We start from the raw sequence: 17,534 nt of genomic DNA, 5'->3' as shown, positions 1-17,534 counted from the left end.
CGGGGTCGAATCATGTTGCCTCTGAGCGAGTGTCAAGCATCTGTCGTTCCGCTTGAATCGGCCATCAACGAAGGAGTGAAATCCCGCTCTCACAGCAGACTGGGGCGAAGCTTGCTGGAAGTTAAGGCGCGGCAAAGCATTCAGGGCACACTGTCCCCCATTCGACGGACCAAAGTCCATTTTCAAATCAACACTGCGACAAGCGGCAATCGCGCAGCTATATTTCGTCGACACTTCAACTACTTTCGGCACATCTGCACGGACGCGCGACAACACCCAGTCCCCTCGCTCGGCAATCCCCTCTATTTTTCTCATTCGAAGAAACCGGCACCAGGTGCCAGGAAGAACGTCGACATGCCGGAAACAGAAGCAAAGCGCAGCAATCGGCGACTGATCGCGATCGCAGCACTCGCAGTCGTACTCCTCGTGCAAGGCGCCTACTCGTTCGGTGTCCGCCCTGAGCCGTACCCGACAATTCGCATGCCCAGCTTCGGTGGCGTGCCCAATGCAGACGGCGAGTTCAGTGGGAGTGGCTTGGATATCACTCTCCATTACACCGACGGATCCACGATCAGTCCCAACCCAGTGGATCTCGCCGGCGATATTCGCTACTCATCCGCGAGAGCATCACTCGATTATGCGTTCCGCCCCAGCGGGGCAGGCGACCGCAACACCCGAACCGCGGACCCTGAATTGGTCGAATGGCTCCGAAACCGCAGCGTCGAAGTCGGAAGTGGTGCCATCCCGGACAGTATCGAGTTCTGCTGGCGCAAAACAATTATCGACATCACCGACGGAACCGATGCGTCAACTGACCCGTGCGAAACGACAAGGGTTGATCTATGAGTGCCCGTGCGGGAACTCTGTTGTTCCTGCGCGACCACATCGATCAGTTGTGCGAGGCGTACCGCGGGGATGCGAGGTTCCTCGCTGTCATTCGAATCCTCTTCGCGCTATATGTGATCGCGTTTCCCATCGACTACACGTGGGCGGGCGAGGTTCCCTCGATTCTGTTTCATCCGCAATCCGGTCCGTTCTCCCTGCTGTCGTCACCACCCTCCGAGAACTTCCTCGTCGGACTCGAAGTCGCCCGATTCATCCTGGCGATCGCCATCTTGGTCGGATATCGAACGACGGTCGCGTCCATCGCAATGACCCTCACGCTCATGACCGGCAGCGGGTTGGTCAATTCCTTCGGCAAGGTCGACCACTTCATTCTTTTCGAAATCTTGCCGGTGGCCATGGCAGCCGCTGGATGGGGCGCCGCATGGTCCCTCGACGCACGACGTTCACGCACACAACGCAAAGCACTTCAAACCCGCGGACTGCCCATGCTCATCTGGGCAGTGACGGTCGCCTACGCCCTGTTTACAGCGGCACTACCCAAAGCTGCGTCGGGCTGGCTGAAACCCGAATTGCAGGCAACCCGGGGCTACGTTGCGCGAGACGTCGCTGACCCCACCAAGCTCGGTCCGCTGACCCACGAACTATTCGATATCCATTCGGAGTGGCTATGGAAGGCACTCGACTACGCCACTGTCTTTGCTGAAGGCTGGTTGATCGTTGCCGTGCTCTTCCCTGTCTTGTTCAGAATCGGGATCGTCGTCTTACTCGGGTTTCACCTTGGGGTTTATCTCGCGTTGGGCATCGAGTTCGACAGCTATATCTTCGTGTATCTGCCGTTCCTGTCGGCACCTGCCGTATGGGTCACCGAGCGAGCCCTGGGCAGAAGGCCCGATATCGGTAGAACGTCGGCGCCGGAAACTCCACGTCAAGTATCTCCGGCCAGTTCGGACGCACCGAAAATCTAATATCCGGGAGCGGACCTTTCCGTCACAGTTCGGGAGTGCCCCAATCACAGGTAGGCGATCCCCAGGCTCCCTCAACCTGGGGATCAAAGAAACCTACTGTCTCCCAATGAAATTCCGAGAACTTCTACTTTCGCTGACATTTGGTTCGCAGACGGGCGCCCCAATCGCCAATTCGGCGCCGCCATTCGGACCCCACGTCGCGTGTTGGGGGCAGTCGAGCCGCGGGGGTCGGCTCGACTGCCTGCACTAACACCAGGCGAAAATGGTTTCTTGCCAGCTGTCTGCTCGGTCACGCCCAGAAGCGTTGCACATTCGACACTGTCGGGAAATTGGTCATCTGGATCCGAGACTTTCACCTCATCTGCGATCGACGATCATGATGCGACGATTCCTTGTGTGACCACGAACGCTCGACTCAGACGCAACCGCAGGCGCATTGCCAGGCGATTCAATCCCAACAATGTGTGGGCGAATGTCTTGGTGATTGCACTCTGTGCACTTGTCGCCTTGGCGATCGTCTGGAGCATGATCTTCGACAAAAGTCATTGGGGCTGACCCGCGGGCTCACGGCAACTGAATGTGGGGCGGGCGGGGCTCGAACCCGCGACCAATGGATTATGAGTCCACGGCTCTAACCGACTGAGCTACCGCCCCATCCGGATGCGATGCATCGCGGCGAATCCGAATGTTACCGGCACATCCGACGCGGATCACAATCGGGCAGGCGGTGACGCGTTGCACTCTTTCGAGTCGAGTCTTCCAAGGTTGGTCGGCACAGGCGCGATGAGCCGATACCGTGGGAGTGCACACCCCACGGAACAGGATCACCACATGAAGCTTGCACTGACCGAATTCAAGAACTCGAAGGCCACGATCCGGATCATCATGTCCGACGGCGCGAAACTGAACGGCACCGTCACCGATTTCACCGAAGACACTCTCGTTCTCAATTCTCCGAATGGTGTCTACTACATCAACCCCAGCCACATCATCCGGCTGTTCGAGCCTTCGGATCGCGCAGCGAAGTAGGCGCACCGGTCAAACAGTTCGACGGTTCCACCGAAGGCCCGACGCAGACACTTGCGTCGGGCTTTTCGCATCTCCGCCGCCATCATCTTCGCTTCGCGTTCACTGATGCTGATGCCGCCTATCCTCTCCGACATGGCGAACGACAGCGGACCACCTGAACTCGTGTTGTTCGACCTGGGCGGTGTGCTGTGTCGATTCGAGCCTGACCGTCGCGCCGCAGAACTGGCTGCGGCAATCGGCGTCACGGAAGACGAGATTCATGCCCTCGTGTTCGCGTCCGGGTTCGACCAGGAATGCGATCTCGGCATTCACTCCGAAACCGCGATCCTGGAACGCTTTCGACGACTCGGGTTTCCTGGTGACCGCGACGAGCTACGCCGAGCCTGGGCCAAGGCCTTCATCCCGGACCGCGCGGTCATCGATCTCGCAATCGCGCTTCGAAGCGAGGGGGTCGTGGTCGCCACACTCTCCGACAACGGACCTGTTCTCTTGGCCGCCATCGAGAGTGTCGTAACTCCATCGGCAATCGACGAGCATGTTTTCTCCTGCATGCTCGGAGCTACCAAACCCGAACCTGCGGCCTTCCTGGCTGCGCTGGAGTTGCTCGATGCGCGTCCACAGCAGACCTTCTTCGTCGACGACAACCCGGTGAACGTCCTCAGCGCTCGACGGCTGGGAATTCGCGGCGAACAAGCAAACAAGGCGGCAGACGTCGAATCGGCACTTCGATCGGTGGGTCTGCTGCGAGCGCACTAGGTCAGATCAAAACAAGAAAGCCCCCCACCCGATTTCTCAGGTGAGGGACTTCGCTGCTCCCCCGGCTGGACTCGAACCAGCAACCGTCCGATTAACAGTCGGAAGCTCTGCCAATTGAGCTACAGGGGATTGTCTTGCTCGCTTCGCCCGTTCCGGCGTTGCCTGAGAAACTGTAGCGAATCCTTCACCGAAGTACCAAATCGCCTGCCCAGCGAGTCATCAGGCAGGATGGAGTCAGGACGATCGGTGCTGGAGGGAAGCAGGAATGATGCGTTTGTTGATCGGTGTTGCAGCTGGGTACGTCCTGGGAACCAAAGCGGGCCGCGCACGATACGAGCAGATCAGCCGGGCCGCGAAGGCGGTGGCCACCAGTCCGGCCACCAAGAAGGTGTTGGACGCGTCACGGCAGAAGCTGGCCGACTCACTGAGTACTCAGCCCAAGCTCGAGCCGATGAAGCCGATCAACGAGGAGACTACGATTCTGGTCCCCCACGACCAGTTGAAGAAAAACCGTTAGGTCAGACGCTTTGGTCGCCGACAGCCTGCTCACGCAGCTGTCGGCGATACTGCTCCAGCGCCACGAGGTCGCCGAACAGTGAGTTGTACTCCTCGGGGGCTGCAGCAGGTGAAACGCGCTGAAGCTTGGATTTGAGGTCGGCAACCTGCTCGCCCACCCACGCTTCCTGCAGTCGTGCGAGCACTCCGTTGATGTAGCGCGGAACCGTGTCTTCGTCACACGGCATCGGTTCGACGGCCAGCTCAGATACAACCGAGGCCACCGTCATGTCTTCGACGCCCTTGGTGACGACTTCGATCCACTCGGCGCCGCCGAGTCCCTTGCTCGTTCCACCGGCGTCAGCCATTGCCTGTCTGATGACAACGTAGGCGGGGTGGGTGAACGTCTCGGGCGGCAACGAGTCGAAGACACTGCCGGCGATGCCAGGGTGCTGCAATGCGGCCTTGAGGACAGCTCGCTGCGTCGAGAGCGCGGGATCGTTGGGCCGGGGCCTGGAGATTCCGATCGGCAGCGCAAGCGCATCGGCAGCAGGTTGGTCGACAACCTGACGACGCTTGGGCGCCGGTGACGATCCGCGCGTCGACGCCCGTTTGCGAGCTTCGTCACGCACGCGTCGTCGAACCGACGGAAGATCGTCCCAACCGACCCATCCGCACAACAGATTCGCGTAGCTGTCGCGCAGAGTTGATTCCTTGATCTGCGCAACGACGGGCACGGTACGACGCAGTGCCTCGACACGACCTTCAGCGGTCTCCAGATCGTGTTCGGTGAGGATGGACTTCACCACGAACTCGAACATCGGAGTGCGCCGTGCCACGAGGTCGCGAACGGCGGCGTCACCAGACTTCAGACGCAGATCGCACGGGTCCATTCCGTCGGGCGCGACGGCGACGAACGTCTGCCCGGCCATCTTTTGATCACCCTCGAACGCCTTCATCGCAGCGGCCTGCCCCGCGGCATCACCGTCGAAGGTGTAGATGATTTCACCGCGAAAGTAGCTGTCGTCCATCAGGAGTCGACGGAGCATCGCAAGGTGCTCCTCACCGAAGGCGGTCCCGCACGAAGCGACGGCGGTCTTGACGCCGGCCAAATGCATCGCCATGACGTCGGTGTAACCCTCGACGACTACCGCCTGGTGTCCCTTGGCGATGTCGCGCTTGGCGAGGTCCAAGCCGAACAGGACCTGAGACTTCTTGTAGAGAATCGTTTCCGGCGTGTTGACGTACTTACCCGGCATGGTGTCGTCGTCGAAGAGCTTGCGGGCACCGAAGCCGATGACGTCACCGGCGACGCTGCGGATCGGCCACAGAAGTCGGCGATGGAACCGGTCGATCGGACCTCGCCGGCCTTCTTTGGACAGCCCGGCTGCTTCTAGTTCTTTGAACTCGAAACCTTTGGACATCAAGTGTTTTGTGAGAGTGTCCCAACCTTCTGGCGCGTATCCACACCCGAACTGCAGGGCCGCTGCACCGTCGAAGTTTCTCTCGGTGAGGTAGTCGCGAGCCGCCTGGGCATCGGGTTCGCGCAGACGAGCGGCGTAGAACTCCTGAGCCGCCGCGTTTGCTGCGATCAAGCGTGCACGGGTGCCGCGATCGCGCTGAACGGACGGTCCGCCGCCCTCGTACGAAATCGTGTAGCTGAGTCGATCCGCCAACTGCTCGACGGCCTCTACGAAGCTGATGTGATCCATCTTCTGCAGGAACGAGTACACGTCACCACCCTCACCGCAGCCGAAGCAGTGGTAGAGGCCGTGATTGGGTCGCACGTGGAACGACGGCGACTTCTCGTCGTGAAAGGGACACAGACCTTTGATCGAATCGCCACCGGCACGCTTGAGTGAAACGTATTCACCGACGATGTCCTCGATGCGAGTGCGTTCGCGAATGGCCGCGATGTCTCTGTCAGAAATTCGGCCCGCCACGTACATCAGTCTAGGCGGTCCCCCGGCACCTCCTGACAACGATATGTTGATGGCCGACTCTGCACCGCAGCGATGGGACCGACGATGACTGAAAACGCCTCGAGCGCGCACGAAGGGCGATCAGGAACCCGATTCGGCGTGTACGAGTTGCGTAGCCTCCTCGGCCGAGGCGGAATGGGTGAAGTGTACGAGGCGTACGACACCTCGAAGGATCGCCTGGTCGCACTCAAGTTGCTCCATCGAGAGCTTGCGGCCGACCCGTCATTCCAAGCTCGTTTCCGCCGAGAATCTCGCGCCACCGCCGCCCTGAACGAACCGCACGTGATCCCGGTGCATGACTGGGGCGAAATCGACGGAGTCCTCTTCATCGACATGCGTTTGGTCGAAGGCCACACATTGCGAGCCGAGTTGACCGAATTCGGCCGACTCACGCCCGTACGAGCCGTCGACATCGTCTCGCAAATCGCGTCGGCGTTGGACGCCGCCCATGCCCGCGGGCTCATCCATCGTGACGTCAAACCAGACAACATCATTCTCACGAACAACGGCTTCGCCTACCTCGTCGACTTCGGAATCGCATACTCACAGACGGACACGAAGATCACCACCGAGGGAAGCGCAGTCGGTTCGTATGCATACATGGCGCCGGAGCGGTTCGGAATCGAAACGCCGACGGCCGCAGCGGATGTCTATTCCCTGGCTTGTGTCCTCTACCAATCACTCACCGGAACAACACCTTTCAACACCACAAGCATCGAGCATCTGGTCAATTCGCACCTGAACGCTCCGCCGCCACGCCCCACACTGGCGGTTCCGTCGCTCCCGCAAGGCCTTGACGCCACCGTGGCTCGCGGCATGGCAAAGGATCCCGCACACCGCTATCCGACTACGGGAGCGCTCGCACTCCAAGCGCGGCAGGCCCTCTCGACGACCCACACCCCCGGTGCCGCCGGCGGATTGCAACCCACGATCGTCGGGCAGCCCACCTACACCACGGCGAATCCCGCTCACGGGAACTACACGCACATCGTGACAAAGACCAAGCGAAACCGAGCACCGATCGCGATCGGTGCGGCTGGAGTTGCACTCGTTCTGGCCGCAGGAGGCACGGCGGCCTGGGTGACGCTGGGGAATTCGGGCCCCGAATCACCAACCGCTGTAGCAGCTTCCACCGCCACGTCGGCACTGGCACCCATTCAGGATCCGGTCAGAACGCCGAAGCTCGAGCCGCTACCCACCGCCGGACAGCAGGCAACCACCACCACGCGGGCGCCGAACCCCGCCACGAAGAACGGCGATCTCGGGGTGAGCAAGCCGATCACCGTCCCCTCATGCAAAGGAACCGGAATCGTGGTGTTGGCCAATGCCACCGATCCGGCAACGTACGCCAGCGAGATCCAGAACTACCTCGACGCGTTCCCCGGCTCGAAATACCTACGCACAGACCAGTCCTGCCCGTCACTGCGTCAAGTCTCCGATTCGGGGACGGCGATCTACACGGTGTATCGCGAATCCGGGAACACCGAGTCGAAGATCTGCAAGGACGTTCGCGCAGCAGGTGGCGACGCTTACGGCAAGTGGCTCGATACCACTACCGACCCGTCGACGCGGATGACTTGCTGAGGGCGTAAGTGGCTCAGCCCCAGCTGGCCTGCGCGCCCAGGCTCGCTTTGTCCACCCGTTCGAGCCGACTCTCCGTGTACGACGCGATCTGATCCACCACCACCCGGACCCGAGCACCGCCGTCTGCGGCGCGTTCCCACGCGGGCAGCAGGATCGGATCGAGCCCGGCCGGCGCAGTTGCCAGCAGCCATTCCGCGACGCGATGAACACGATCACGCTGCCGATCCTGACGCGCTTTGTGTCCGGCGTCGGACATCACGTAGTACAGCGCCACGGTCTTGAGCAATGCCACCTCGGATGCGACGGCCTCGGGTATGTCGAGGTCGGCTTGATAGCGCGAGAGGGGTCGGTCACCGTGTGTCAGCCGGGTGCTGGCGATCGCCGCGGTGGCGAAGCGTCCCACCAATTCACTCGTCAGATTCTTCAACGCGACGGAACTTCCGAGTGTTCCGTCGAAACTTCCGACCCCGCGTACGACGGGGAGTTCGGACAGCCGTTGGGCGGCTTCGATCAGATCGTCGACTACCAATCCGCGAAACTCGGAGGCCCCCAGTTCTGCCAGTGCGCGCTGCTCGGACGGATCGGCAAGCGAGCGAAGGTCGATGCGGCCTGCGATCACCCCGTCCTCCACGTCGTGCACGGAATAGGCGATGTCATCGGCCCAGTCCATGACCTGAGCTTCCAGGCATTGCCGACGCTCGGGCGCTCCCTCGCGAACCCAGGCGAGCACCTCTGCGTCGTCGTCGTATGCCCCGAACTTCGCGCCGGGCTCAGGGCGGGTCCAGGGATACTTGATGGCTGCGTCGAGTGACGCCCTGGTGAGATTGAGGCCTGCGCTCAGACCGTCGGGGCGCAGGATCTTGGGTTCGAGGCTGGTCAAGATCCGCAGATTCTGCGCATTGCCCTCGAAACCTCCGCAGTCCTTGGCGACTTCGTCGAGGGCCTTCTCGCCGTTGTGACCGTACGGTGGGTGCCCGATGTCGTGCGCGAGACCGGCGAGGTCCACCAGGTCCGGATCGCAACCGAGTCCGTCGGCGATCCCTCGCCCGATCTGTGCGACCTCCATCGAGTGCGTCAACCGCGTGCGAGGTGTGTCACCGTCGCGCGGGCCGACAACCTGGGTCTTGTCGGCCAAGCGCCGCAAAGCCGCGGAGTGTTGGACACGCGCCCGATCTCGCGAGAAGTCCGAACGATGCTGCGCCGCTGCGATCTGCGAACCCGGCAACCCCGCTCGCTTCGGCGCCTCGACGACACGACGTTCGAGGTCGTGTTCGGAGTAGGTGCCGCCTCCGTAGGTGGTGTGAGCTGTCATGGTCTCTATTGCCCTGCCGTGTAGGGGAAGTCTGCCGAGAAGTGCGTGAGCTGATACCAGAGCAGCGCGCCGGTTTCGCGAGCGATTCCGTGCAACTGGGATTCGCGGGTGAAGACAGCCGGGCCCTGACGAGTAGGTGCGGTCCACGCCTGGAGTCCTGTGTCGCGGGCCATCGTCCGCGTTCGCAAGGAGTGCCACGGGTCACTGACCAGGACGGCGGAATTGATTCCCTGCGAAGACATCTCGGCACTGACTGCGTCGATGCTGAGCAGTGTGTCCGAACCGGTCTCCACCGCGGTGATCGCACTCGAAGGAATTCCGCGATCGGTCAGATACATCTTTCCCGACGCCGCTTCGGTGTACTCGTCGCCTTCTTGTTTACCGCCGACAGTGATGATCTGCGGAGCCACTCCGCGCTTGTACAGCTTGTACGCCTGCTCGAGTCGGGCCTCGAAGACGGACGACGGAGTGCCGGAATACTGAGCCGCGCCCAGAACGACTATCGCGTCGGCCGGCCGCGTGTCGTCGATGCGCGCCACCTGCCACACCCGGAACGCAGTACCCCCGACCAGAACCACGGCCATCAACACCGCACCGGCGATCAGACGGCGCGTCCAGCGAGCCAATCCTGCCCCGAAGCCGCCCGCCCGCGAGGGTGATGGGTCGTGGGGGCGGTTACCGAAAGCAGGTTTCACTCCCGCAATTCTGCCAGTTCGCAGCGATCACCTCCGATGCCGACGCGCCACAACGGATAGATTTGCGTCATGGCCCTCGCACCACACTTCGCGCAGTTGTCCTCGGTAGAGCAGAGTCGGACAACCACCCGACCCGTTCGGCGTCGGGGAAGCGCCGCCGCCGTCGCTGCGATTTTCGCTTTGCTGGCGCTCGTCTTCAGTCCTGCGCTCGCCTCGGCGGACGCCCCGATGGTGTTGCCGAATCACATCACCGACACCTCCGGGGTCCTCGATTCCGGGCAACGCAGCGATATACAAGCCGCGATCGATCAACTCGGCGAAGACCACCAGATCGATCTGTGGGTCGCGTTCGTCCCCGATTTCAACAACCTGGGTGGCCAGGCGTGGGCACAGCAGACAGCCACGAAGTCGACGCTGAGTACCAAGTCCGTCCTGCTTGCAGTTGCCACGGCGGAGCGTGCTTACTACCTCGATGTGCCCGCTGAGCTGAGCAACATCACGGATTCCGACATCGAATCGATCAATACCGACGCGGTGGAACCGGCTCTTGCCGAGGATGATTGGACCGGCGCGGCAATTGCCGCGGCCGGCGCACTCGGCGACGCGAACAACACGAGCGGCGGAATGGGAGTCGGAACACTCCTCATCGCGGGCGGCGCTGTGGTGGTCGGGACGGGCGGTGTGGTCCTGTACTCACGTAAGCGCAAGAACGACAAGAACAAGGCAAGCGTCGAAGCCGCGAAGAACATCTCCCCCGACGACATCGCCAGCCTCAACGCACTCCCGCTGCCGACGCTCGACGAACGCGCGAAGGAGATCCTCGTCGAGACGGACAACGCGATCGCCGGCAGCCAGGAGGAGCTCGATCTGGCCCGCAGCGAGTTCGGAGATTCCGCCGTCGCACCCTTCTCGGCAGCATTCGACAAGGCCAAGGCCACCCTCGCCGAAGCCTTCGCGATCAGGCAGCGACTCGACGACGCCATCCCGGAAACTCCCGATCAACGCCGACAGATGCTGATCGACATCATTTCCTCGTGCGGTCGAGCCGACCAAGAACTCGAAGCTCGCGTCGAGGAATTCGACGGACTCCGCGACCTTCTCATCAACGCCCCCGCCCGCCTCGATGCGTTGACGCAGAGTGTTGTTTCTCTCAGCGTGCGCTTGCCCGAATCCGAGGCGATTCTGACCAAATTGAAGGATCAATTCCCCGCGCCGACGCTGGCATCTGTCGTGAACAACGTCACGATGGCCAGTGAACGCCTGACGCTCGCCGAGAAGTCGATCGAGGAAGGCCGCGATGCCACCGCGCTGCCGGCCGGTAAGCAAGGCGCTGCCGTCACTGCGATTCGCACCGCCGAAGCCGCCCTCGATCAGGCACGCAAGCTACTCGACGGCGTCGATCACGCCGCCGACGACATCCGAAACGCCATCGCGACACTTCCGTCCGCGATGGACGACGTCCAGCAGGGCATCACCGCTGCGGACGCTTACCTGGCGCAAGGCGGGCAGAAGTTGGCGGACGCGAAGGCCGCAGCCCAGGCAGCGTTGGCGAATGCTCAGACGTCGAAGGACAGCGATCCGCTGACAGCCTTCAACCAGATCGTCGCAGCCGACGCCCAACTCGACGCGCTTCTTGCCGACGCTCAGGAGCAGAAGCAGCAGCTCGAACGTGCACAGCAGCGCCTCGCCCAGGACATTCTGGCCGCACAGGCTCAGGTGACCGCTGCAGGCGACTTCCTCGGAACCAGGCGCGGCGCGATCGGGGCGGAGGCGCGCACTCGCTACGCCGAGGCTCAGCGGCACCTGCAGGCGGCCCAGCAATTGCAGGCCTCGGATCCGTCGAAGGCACTGCAACACGCCCAGGCCGCGACCACCTTGGCGACGCACTCACTTCGCGCCGCGCAGAACGACGTCAACACCTGGGAAGCAAACCAACGACCCCGCGGTGGCGGCGGCGATGCGACGGGAGCGATCCTCGGCGGCATCCTGATCAACAGCATTCTGCGAGGTGGCGGCGGGCCCCGCTCGTACGGCGGACCGAGCAGCAGCGGACGCTCCGGTCGCGGTGGCGGCGGCGGGGGTTTCGGCGGCGGGGGCGGCGGCCGAACCAGTCGAGGCGGCGGCGGCCGGTTCTGACGGATCCCGTCGAGGTAGTAAAATCCCTACTTTGTTCACGACCGCACTCGTCGTACGCTTCATCCGGCAAGTCGGGATCACAGATCATACGAAGGTGTTATGGAAAGCGTCGCCCCGCAGATAACCGTCGTTGTACCTACATACAACGAGCGTGAGAACCTGCCAAAGCTCGTCGATCGCCTCGCCGCGTTGAAGATCCCGAACCTGCACGTCCTCGTGGTGGATGACAACTCCCCCGACGGAACGGGCGAGGTTGCGGACAAGTTGGGTATCGATGGTCCCATCCCGGTCGGAGTGCTTCACCGCACGGTCAAGGACGGTCTCGGCCGTGCTTACGTCGCGGGCATGAGCCGGGCTCTGGCAGAGAACGCAGACATCGTCATTCAGATGGACGCAGATCTCTCGCACCCGTCCGAAGCGATCCCCGCCATGATCGAGATCCTCACCACTACCGATGCGGCAGTCGTTCTCGGCTCCCGCTACGTCGAAGGCGGCGCAGTCGCCGGCGACTGGCCGTGGCACCGCAAGGCTTTGTCCGCCTGGGCGAACTTCTACGTCAACGCCATTCTGCGACTGCACGTCAAGGATGCGACCGCCGGCTTCAAGGCTTGGCATGCAAAGACCTTGCGCGACATCGACGTCGAATCGGTGCAGAGCAACGGCTACGCGTTCCAGGTCGAGATGAACTACCGAGTTGTTCAGCGCGGCATGAAGATCGCCGAAACGCCCATCCGCTTCGAGGAGCGCACCGAAGGCGTCTCCAAGATGAGTCTCTCGGTTCAGTTGGAGTCTGCTCTGGTGCCGTGGAAGCTCAAGTTCGGCAAGAAGTCCCTGTGACCTCGGCGGCCGATCGAAAGTAGTCGGCCGTCTGCGTGTCCGACGGGTAGAACGATTCGATCGCAATCTCTGCGAGCGTGACGTCGCGCGGCGTACCGAACACGGTGGTGGTGCTGAACATCGCCAGTTCGGTATCGCCGACGCGTACACGCAACGGAACCAGCAGGGAATTCGCGCGGTCGTCGTGCCAGTCTCCGCCGCTCGGATAGGCGCGCAGCTCGTCGAGCAACGACGACAGCTGCGCATCCGCACTGACCTCCACTTCCCGAGCCAGCCTTGTGAGCAGGTGGGCCCGCCACTGCGCGAGGTTCACGATCCGCGGCGCCATGCCCTCGGGATGCAAGCTCAGACGCAATACGTTCACCGGTGGTTCCAGGAGGAAATCAGCGGCGCCCGCGGTCAAAATTCCCACGGCCTGGTTCCCGGCGACCATCTCCCACTGCTGATCGACCACCACGGCCGGATACGGGTCATGCGCGTCGATGATGCGATCGATAGCCTCACTCACCGCTGACATCGGCGCTTCTGCCAACGACTTCTGCGAGTACTCCGGCGCGTGGCCACTTGCCAGCAGAAGCGTGTTCTGTTGTCGTAGAGGAACATCCAGACATTCGGACAGGTGAAGGATCATGTCCCGGCTTGGTTTGGAGCGGCCGGTTTCGATGAAGCTCAGATGCCTGGTCGACACTCCTGCCGCGGCCGAGAGACCCAACTGAGTGAGCCTTCGCCGCTCCCGCCACCGCTTGAGTTCGGAGCCCACGTCCATCGTCTCGAAGGTCATTCTTTCAAGTTAGCGACCCGAGGTAGCCGAGGCCATGACCTCAGAGGTAATCGACCCGAAGCAGTTTCGGAGGAACAGTGGTCTCAGCCGGCGAGGCCGCCGGACATTCACCACCGGAAACTGATCAAGGGAGCGACCATGAGCGACTTCGACGCAATCGCCGACGCCTACATCGACATGTGGAACGAAACCGAAACCACCGCCCGTAAAGCACGGGTCGAGCAATTGTTCGCACCCGGCGGTCGCTACACCGATCCGCTCGCGGACGTCACCGGACACGATCAGATCGACGCGATGATCAACGCTGTGCAGCAACAATTTCCGGGCATGCACTTCACCCTCGTCGGACCGGTGGACGCGCATCACCGACAGGCTCGATTCGGTTGGGCTCTCGGCCCGTCGGGGGCCGAGTCACTGATCGACGGATTCGACGTACTCGAACGCGACGACGACGGCCGGGTGACGCTTGTCCTCGGGTTCCTCGACAAGGTGCCTTCGGCCTGAATCGGGACTACCACCGACAGCGTTCGTCACGAAGGCTGTCGGTGGTTCGTGGCATCATCGGTGCCGATGAACGCCGACGGATTTACCTGGTCCACACCGATTCCCGAGTCCGAGGGTGCTGAGTACGGCGCTCACACGTTGACCGTCAACGGCCTTCCGACCGTCTATCGAACCGCCAAGACGACGCCGACCAAGCTCGGTCAGTTCGTCACACTGTGGCGCCGTTCCGAAGCCGGGCCCATCCGCCCCTTCGACATCGGCGACCGCGTGATGCTGTTCGTGGTGAAGGTATACGACGAAGAGCGTTCGGGGCACTTCGTCTTTCCCGTCGAAACCCTCGTCGAACACGACATCGTCTCGACGAACTTCTCCGGCGGTAAGCGCGCTGTCCGGGTCTATGCGCCCTGGGTTACGCCGACCAGCGCGCAAGCAGTCAGAACTCAGCGCTGGCAGATCCGGCATTTCGGCGAGTTCCCTGATGTACTCAGCTCGACTGTGTTCAGCTCAACTGCGTTCAGCTCAACTGATACGTCGCGATGATGACGCCTGTTGTCGTAGGGACGCTGTCGGTGAGGGTGAACTGAGCGAGCGCAGCTCCGTCGGGGAACAATCTGCGCCCGGTTCCGAGAACCAGCGGATGTATCAGCAGAGTGTAGGTGTCGACGAGACGTCGCGCGGCCAAGGACGTGATCAAGTCGCCGCTGCCCAGAATCACCAGATCCGGGCCCTCACTTTCCTTGAGCGTGGCGACCGCGTCGGCGGCATCACCTTTCAACAAGGTCGAGTTCTTCCACGGCAGCGGTTCACCCAAAGTCCTTGACGCTACGTACTTCTGCGTGTTGTCGAGCACCTCGGTAAACGGATTGTCGGTCTGAAACGGCCAGTACGAGGCGAAGTTTTCGTAGGTTTTGCGTCCGAACAGCAACGCCGATTTCTTCGCCATCCCCTCCCCCATCTTCTGCGCCATGACGGAATCGTTGAAGGGTGCTGCCCACCCACCGTGCTCGAATCCGCCACGACGGTCCTCGTCCGGCCCACCAGGTGCCTGCATGACACCGTCGAGAGTCACGCTGTTGGTCACGCTGAGTTTTCTCATAACTTCGATCCTGCGCCTGAAGGACCATCGGGGAAAGAGAAAACGGGCGGTCCTTCTCGATTGAGAAGGACCGCCCGTCAGCTTCGAACGAGAATCAGGAGCCGATCAGCCGTGCGGCCAGGTAGCTTTCCACCTGATCGAGGGCGACGCGTTCCTGCGCCATGGAGTCACGCTCACGCACCGTCACAGCCTGGTCTTCGAGAGTGTCGAAGTCGACCGTGATGCAGAACGGTGTGCCGATCTCGTCCTGGCGACGGTAACGACGACCGATGGCGCCGGCGTCGTCGAACTCGACGTTCCAATTCTGACGCAGCTGCGCTGCAAGATCTTTGGCCTTCGGCGTCAGGTCCGCGTTACGCGAGAGCGGCAGAACGGCAGCCTTGACGGGAGCGAGTCGACGATCCAGGCGGAGCACTGTGCGCTTGTCGACGCCGCCCTTGGAGTTGGGCGCCTCGTCCTCGGTGTAGGCGTCGACCAGGAAGGCCATCAGCGAACGCGTGAGACCGGCCGCCGGCTCGATGACGTACGGCGTGTACCGCTCACCCGTCGTCTGGTCGTAGTAGTTCAGCTCGGTGCCCGAGTGCTTGGAGTGCGTCGAGAGATCGAAGTCGGTACGGTTCGCGATACCTTCGAGCTCGCCCCATTCGCTGCCCTGGAAGTGGAAGCGGTACTCGATGTCGGTCGTGCCCTTCGAGTAGTGCGAAAGCTTTTCCGGCGCATGCTCGTACAGACGCAGGTTGTCCTTGTTGATACCGAGGCCGGTGTACCAGTCAAGGCGGTAGTCGATCCAGTACTGATGCCACTGCTCGTCCTCGCCCGGCTTGACGAAGAATTCCATCTCCATCTGCTCGAACTCGCGGGTGCGGAAGATGAAGTTGCCGGGGGTGATCTCGTTGCGGAAGCTCTTGCCGATCTGGCCGATGCCGAACGGCGGCTTCTTACGCGAGGTGGTCAGCACGTTGGCGAAGTTCACGAAGATGCCCTGAGCGGTCTCGGGGCGAAGGTAGTGCATACCCTCTTCGCTCTCGACGGGGCCGAGGTACGTCTTGAGCATCATGTTGAAGTCGCGCGGCTCGGTCCACTGGCCGACGGTGCCGCAGTCGGGGCAACCGATGACATCCATCGAGACGTCGTCCGGGTTGTCGAGCTTCTTCTTCTCCGCGTACGCCTCCTGCAGGTGATCCTGACGGTGACGCTTGTGACAGTTGAGGCACTCGACGAGCGGGTCGTTGAAGACACCGACGTGACCGGACGCGACCCACACCTCGCGGGGCAGGATCACCGACGAGTCGAGGCCGACGACGTCCTCGCGGCTGGTGACCATGTTGCGCCACCACTGGCGCTTGATGTTCTCCTTGAGCTCGACACCCAATGGGCCGTAGTCCCATGCGGACTTGGTACCGCCGTAGATCTCACCGCACGGGTAGACCAGGCCTCGCCGCTTGGCGAGATTGACAACGGCTTCGATCTTGGACTTGGGTGCCACTCGATTGCTCTCCATCTGGGTAATAGATGCATGATTTTCGTGCGCTTTTCGCACCATCAGCCTATCTGGCGGCTGCCACGCACTTCCGTCCAAGGTTGACATGCATACTTGTGCATATCAAAATGAAAGTGATTTGCAATAATGTGGTGAGATGGCTATGCCCGGACATCATGATCTACCCCTCGAAGGAGCCTCGCTGTGAGCATTGCGGATACCGGCGATCTCCACAAAAGCCATGATCATTCCGACCTCGGACACACGCACGACCCGTTCGAAGCCGCACCGCCCGCGCCCGTGCCGCCCAAGGAAACCCTGGCGGCCGCCGGCGAAATTCTGCGGGCGCTCGCTGCACCCGTTCGGATCGCGATCGTGCTTCAGTTGCACGAGTCGGAGCGTTGCGTTCACGAACTCGTCGGAGCTCTCGGTGTCACTCAGCCACTCATCAGCCAGCATCTGCGCGTACTCAAAGCAGCGGGCGTCGTCCGCGGCGAGCGCAACGGACGAGAAGTTCTCTATCGACTCGTCGACGATCACCTCGCACACATCGTCGTCGACGCTGTCGCCCACGCCGAAGAAGGATGAGATTCCACCGCATGAACACCCCGGGCAGTACGACCTCGAAACGTGGACCGGCCACAGTCGGCGTTCGTTCCACGAAACAGCGCAGCGCCATCTCCGCCCTGCTCGACGACATCGACGAATTCAAGTCGGCACAGGAATTGCACGACGAACTGCGCAAGCGAGGTGAAGGCATCGGCCTGACCACCGTCTACCGCACGCTGCAGGCACTCTCCGACGCCGGAACCATCGACGTCCTACGCACCGACACAGGTGAGTCCGTCTACCGACGCTGCTCCTCCGGGCACCACCATCACCTGGTGTGCCGCAACTGCGGATTCACCGTCGAGGTCGAGGGCCCGACGGTCGAGCAGTGGTCACAGACCATCGCCGAGGACAACGGTTTCACCGAAGTGAGTCACACCGTCGAGATCTTCGGCACCTGCCGCGACTGCGCCGCCGCCTGAGAGCG

The 17,534-nt window shown here is 62.0% G+C and carries 18 protein-coding genes and 2 tRNA genes; 12 read left to right on the top strand and 8 right to left on the bottom strand.

Going from position 1 to position 17,534, the window contains the following annotated elements; all coding sequences use genetic code 11:
- Window positions 1-354 precede the first annotated feature (354 nt).
- Both RhoBH5_RS14965 and RhoBH5_RS14960 read left to right on the top strand, forming a co-directional pair.
- Entirely contained in the window at window positions 355-846 is a 492-nt protein-coding gene (locus RhoBH5_RS14965; RefSeq protein ID WP_020969946.1) for a hypothetical protein, read from the top strand.
- Window positions 843-1,811, top strand: a complete 969-nt coding sequence (locus RhoBH5_RS14960; RefSeq protein WP_270008465.1) for an HTTM domain-containing protein — start codon at window positions 843-845, stop codon at window positions 1,809-1,811. The genes RhoBH5_RS14965 and RhoBH5_RS14960 overlap by 4 nt, the downstream gene beginning before the upstream one ends.
- Before the next feature lie 580 nt (window positions 1,812-2,391).
- Here RhoBH5_RS14960 and RhoBH5_RS14955 read toward each other — a convergent pair.
- Window positions 2,392-2,465: transfer RNA gene (locus RhoBH5_RS14955), tRNA-Ile, on the bottom strand.
- 177 nt (window positions 2,466-2,642) lie between these two features.
- Between RhoBH5_RS14955 and RhoBH5_RS14950 the strand changes: the two genes are divergently transcribed.
- Window positions 2,643-2,840, top strand: a complete 198-nt coding sequence (locus RhoBH5_RS14950; protein ID WP_003941659.1) for a hypothetical protein — start codon at window positions 2,643-2,645, stop codon at window positions 2,838-2,840.
- Window positions 2,841-2,972: 132 nt separating this feature from the next.
- Window positions 2,973-3,596 carry an HAD-IA family hydrolase gene (locus RhoBH5_RS14945; RefSeq protein WP_223304513.1) on the top strand — a complete coding sequence of 208 codons (624 nt, stop codon included), beginning with the start codon at window positions 2,973-2,975 and terminating at the stop codon, window positions 3,594-3,596.
- Between the two features lie 56 nt (window positions 3,597-3,652).
- Here RhoBH5_RS14945 and RhoBH5_RS14940 read toward each other — a convergent pair.
- Window positions 3,653-3,725: transfer RNA gene (locus RhoBH5_RS14940), tRNA-Asn, on the bottom strand.
- 136 nt (window positions 3,726-3,861) lie between these two features.
- On the opposite strand from RhoBH5_RS14940, the gene RhoBH5_RS14935 reads away from it, so the two are divergent.
- Window positions 3,862-4,113, top strand: a complete 252-nt coding sequence (locus RhoBH5_RS14935) for a hypothetical protein (protein ID WP_003941570.1) — start codon at window positions 3,862-3,864, stop codon at window positions 4,111-4,113.
- Between the two features lies 1 nt (window position 4,114).
- Here the strand turns inward: RhoBH5_RS14935 and dnaG are convergent, their stop codons facing one another.
- A complete protein-coding gene (gene dnaG / locus RhoBH5_RS14930) occupies window positions 4,115-6,034 on the bottom strand; it encodes a DNA primase (protein WP_030536590.1) in 1,920 nt (639 codons plus the stop codon).
- Between the two features lie 72 nt (window positions 6,035-6,106).
- Here dnaG and RhoBH5_RS14925 point away from each other — a divergent pair, with 72 nt between their 5' ends.
- Window positions 6,107-7,657: a serine/threonine-protein kinase gene (locus tag RhoBH5_RS14925; RefSeq protein ID WP_064113213.1), complete on the top strand. Its 1,551-nt coding sequence runs from the start codon at window positions 6,107-6,109 to the stop codon at window positions 7,655-7,657.
- A gap of 13 nt (window positions 7,658-7,670) precedes the next feature.
- Here the strand turns inward: RhoBH5_RS14925 and RhoBH5_RS14920 are convergent, their stop codons facing one another.
- On the bottom strand, window positions 7,671-8,969 hold the full coding sequence (locus RhoBH5_RS14920; RefSeq protein ID WP_270008464.1) for a deoxyguanosinetriphosphate triphosphohydrolase: 1,299 nt from the start codon (window positions 8,967-8,969) through the stop codon (window positions 7,671-7,673).
- A 5-nt stretch (window positions 8,970-8,974) separates the two neighbouring features.
- Window positions 8,975-9,664, bottom strand: coding sequence for a YdcF family protein (locus tag RhoBH5_RS14915; RefSeq protein WP_007731109.1), 690 nt, complete (start codon window positions 9,662-9,664; stop codon window positions 8,975-8,977).
- Between the two features lie 69 nt (window positions 9,665-9,733).
- On the opposite strand from RhoBH5_RS14915, the gene RhoBH5_RS14910 reads away from it, so the two are divergent.
- Window positions 9,734-11,800, top strand: coding sequence for a TPM domain-containing protein (locus RhoBH5_RS14910; RefSeq protein ID WP_064113212.1), 2,067 nt, complete (start codon window positions 9,734-9,736; stop codon window positions 11,798-11,800).
- A 99-nt stretch (window positions 11,801-11,899) separates the two neighbouring features.
- Window positions 11,900-12,637 carry a polyprenol monophosphomannose synthase gene (locus tag RhoBH5_RS14905; protein ID WP_003944487.1) on the top strand — a complete coding sequence of 246 codons (738 nt, stop codon included), beginning with the start codon at window positions 11,900-11,902 and terminating at the stop codon, window positions 12,635-12,637.
- On the opposite strand, the gene RhoBH5_RS14900 is transcribed toward RhoBH5_RS14905, so the two are convergent.
- Window positions 12,612-13,418 carry a helix-turn-helix domain-containing protein gene (locus tag RhoBH5_RS14900; protein WP_054827649.1) on the bottom strand — a complete coding sequence of 269 codons (807 nt, stop codon included), beginning with the start codon at window positions 13,416-13,418 and terminating at the stop codon, window positions 12,612-12,614. The two genes, RhoBH5_RS14905 and RhoBH5_RS14900, sit on opposite strands and share 26 nt — an antisense overlap.
- Window positions 13,419-13,556: 138 nt before the next feature.
- On the opposite strand from RhoBH5_RS14900, the gene RhoBH5_RS14895 reads away from it, so the two are divergent.
- Together RhoBH5_RS14895 and RhoBH5_RS14890 are read left to right on the top strand one after the other, a co-directional pair.
- Entirely contained in the window at window positions 13,557-13,922 is a 366-nt protein-coding gene (locus RhoBH5_RS14895) for a nuclear transport factor 2 family protein (protein WP_030536594.1), read from the top strand.
- A gap of 48 nt (window positions 13,923-13,970) precedes the next feature.
- Window positions 13,971-14,462 carry a MepB family protein gene (locus RhoBH5_RS14890; protein WP_064113209.1) on the top strand — a complete coding sequence of 164 codons (492 nt, stop codon included), beginning with the start codon at window positions 13,971-13,973 and terminating at the stop codon, window positions 14,460-14,462.
- On the opposite strand, the gene RhoBH5_RS14885 is transcribed toward RhoBH5_RS14890, so the two are convergent.
- Window positions 14,437-15,018 (bottom strand): dihydrofolate reductase family protein, encoded by a 582-nt coding sequence (locus RhoBH5_RS14885; protein ID WP_030536596.1) that lies wholly within the window; start codon window positions 15,016-15,018, stop codon window positions 14,437-14,439. The two genes, RhoBH5_RS14890 and RhoBH5_RS14885, sit on opposite strands and share 26 nt — an antisense overlap.
- 94 nt (window positions 15,019-15,112) lie before the next feature.
- A complete protein-coding gene (locus RhoBH5_RS14880) occupies window positions 15,113-16,504 on the bottom strand; it encodes a glycine--tRNA ligase (RefSeq protein ID WP_003944491.1) in 1,392 nt (463 codons plus the stop codon).
- Between the two features lie 198 nt (window positions 16,505-16,702).
- On the opposite strand from RhoBH5_RS14880, the gene RhoBH5_RS14875 reads away from it, so the two are divergent.
- Window positions 16,703-17,086 carry an ArsR/SmtB family transcription factor gene (locus RhoBH5_RS14875; protein WP_003944457.1) on the top strand — a complete coding sequence of 128 codons (384 nt, stop codon included), beginning with the start codon at window positions 16,703-16,705 and terminating at the stop codon, window positions 17,084-17,086.
- A gap of 11 nt (window positions 17,087-17,097) precedes the next feature.
- A complete protein-coding gene (locus RhoBH5_RS14870; RefSeq protein WP_003944514.1) occupies window positions 17,098-17,529 on the top strand; it encodes a Fur family transcriptional regulator in 432 nt (143 codons plus the stop codon).
- The last annotated feature ends 5 nt before the right edge of the window (window positions 17,530-17,534 follow it).

The organism is Rhodococcus sp. BH5 (genome assembly GCF_027583855.1).
Lineage (GTDB): Bacteria > Actinomycetota > Actinomycetes > Mycobacteriales > Mycobacteriaceae > Rhodococcus_F > Rhodococcus_F qingshengii.
This window is presented reverse-complemented; position numbering and strand designations above follow the sequence as displayed.

Coding starts and splice junctions, on each gene's coding strand:
- RhoBH5_RS14965 (WP_020969946.1), top strand. CDS start 355: ATGCCGGAAACAGAAGCAAAGCGCAGCAATCGGCGACTGATCGCGATC.
- RhoBH5_RS14960 (WP_270008465.1), top strand. CDS start 843: ATGAGTGCCCGTGCGGGAACTCTGTTGTTCCTGCGCGACCACATCGAT.
- RhoBH5_RS14950 (WP_003941659.1), top strand. CDS start 2,643: ATGAAGCTTGCACTGACCGAATTCAAGAACTCGAAGGCCACGATCCGG.
- RhoBH5_RS14945 (WP_223304513.1), top strand. CDS start 2,973: ATGGCGAACGACAGCGGACCACCTGAACTCGTGTTGTTCGACCTGGGC.
- RhoBH5_RS14935 (WP_003941570.1), top strand. CDS start 3,862: ATGATGCGTTTGTTGATCGGTGTTGCAGCTGGGTACGTCCTGGGAACC.
- RhoBH5_RS14925 (WP_064113213.1), top strand. CDS start 6,107: ATGGGACCGACGATGACTGAAAACGCCTCGAGCGCGCACGAAGGGCGA.
- RhoBH5_RS14920 (WP_270008464.1), bottom strand. CDS start 8,969: ATGACAGCTCACACCACCTACGGAGGCGGCACCTACTCCGAACACGAC.
- RhoBH5_RS14910 (WP_064113212.1), top strand. CDS start 9,734: ATGGCCCTCGCACCACACTTCGCGCAGTTGTCCTCGGTAGAGCAGAGT.
- RhoBH5_RS14905 (WP_003944487.1), top strand. CDS start 11,900: ATGGAAAGCGTCGCCCCGCAGATAACCGTCGTTGTACCTACATACAAC.
- RhoBH5_RS14900 (WP_054827649.1), bottom strand. CDS start 13,418: ATGACCTTCGAGACGATGGACGTGGGCTCCGAACTCAAGCGGTGGCGG.
- RhoBH5_RS14895 (WP_030536594.1), top strand. CDS start 13,557: ATGAGCGACTTCGACGCAATCGCCGACGCCTACATCGACATGTGGAAC.
- RhoBH5_RS14885 (WP_030536596.1), bottom strand. CDS start 15,018: ATGAGAAAACTCAGCGTGACCAACAGCGTGACTCTCGACGGTGTCATG.
- RhoBH5_RS14870 (WP_003944514.1), top strand. CDS start 17,098: ATGAACACCCCGGGCAGTACGACCTCGAAACGTGGACCGGCCACAGTC.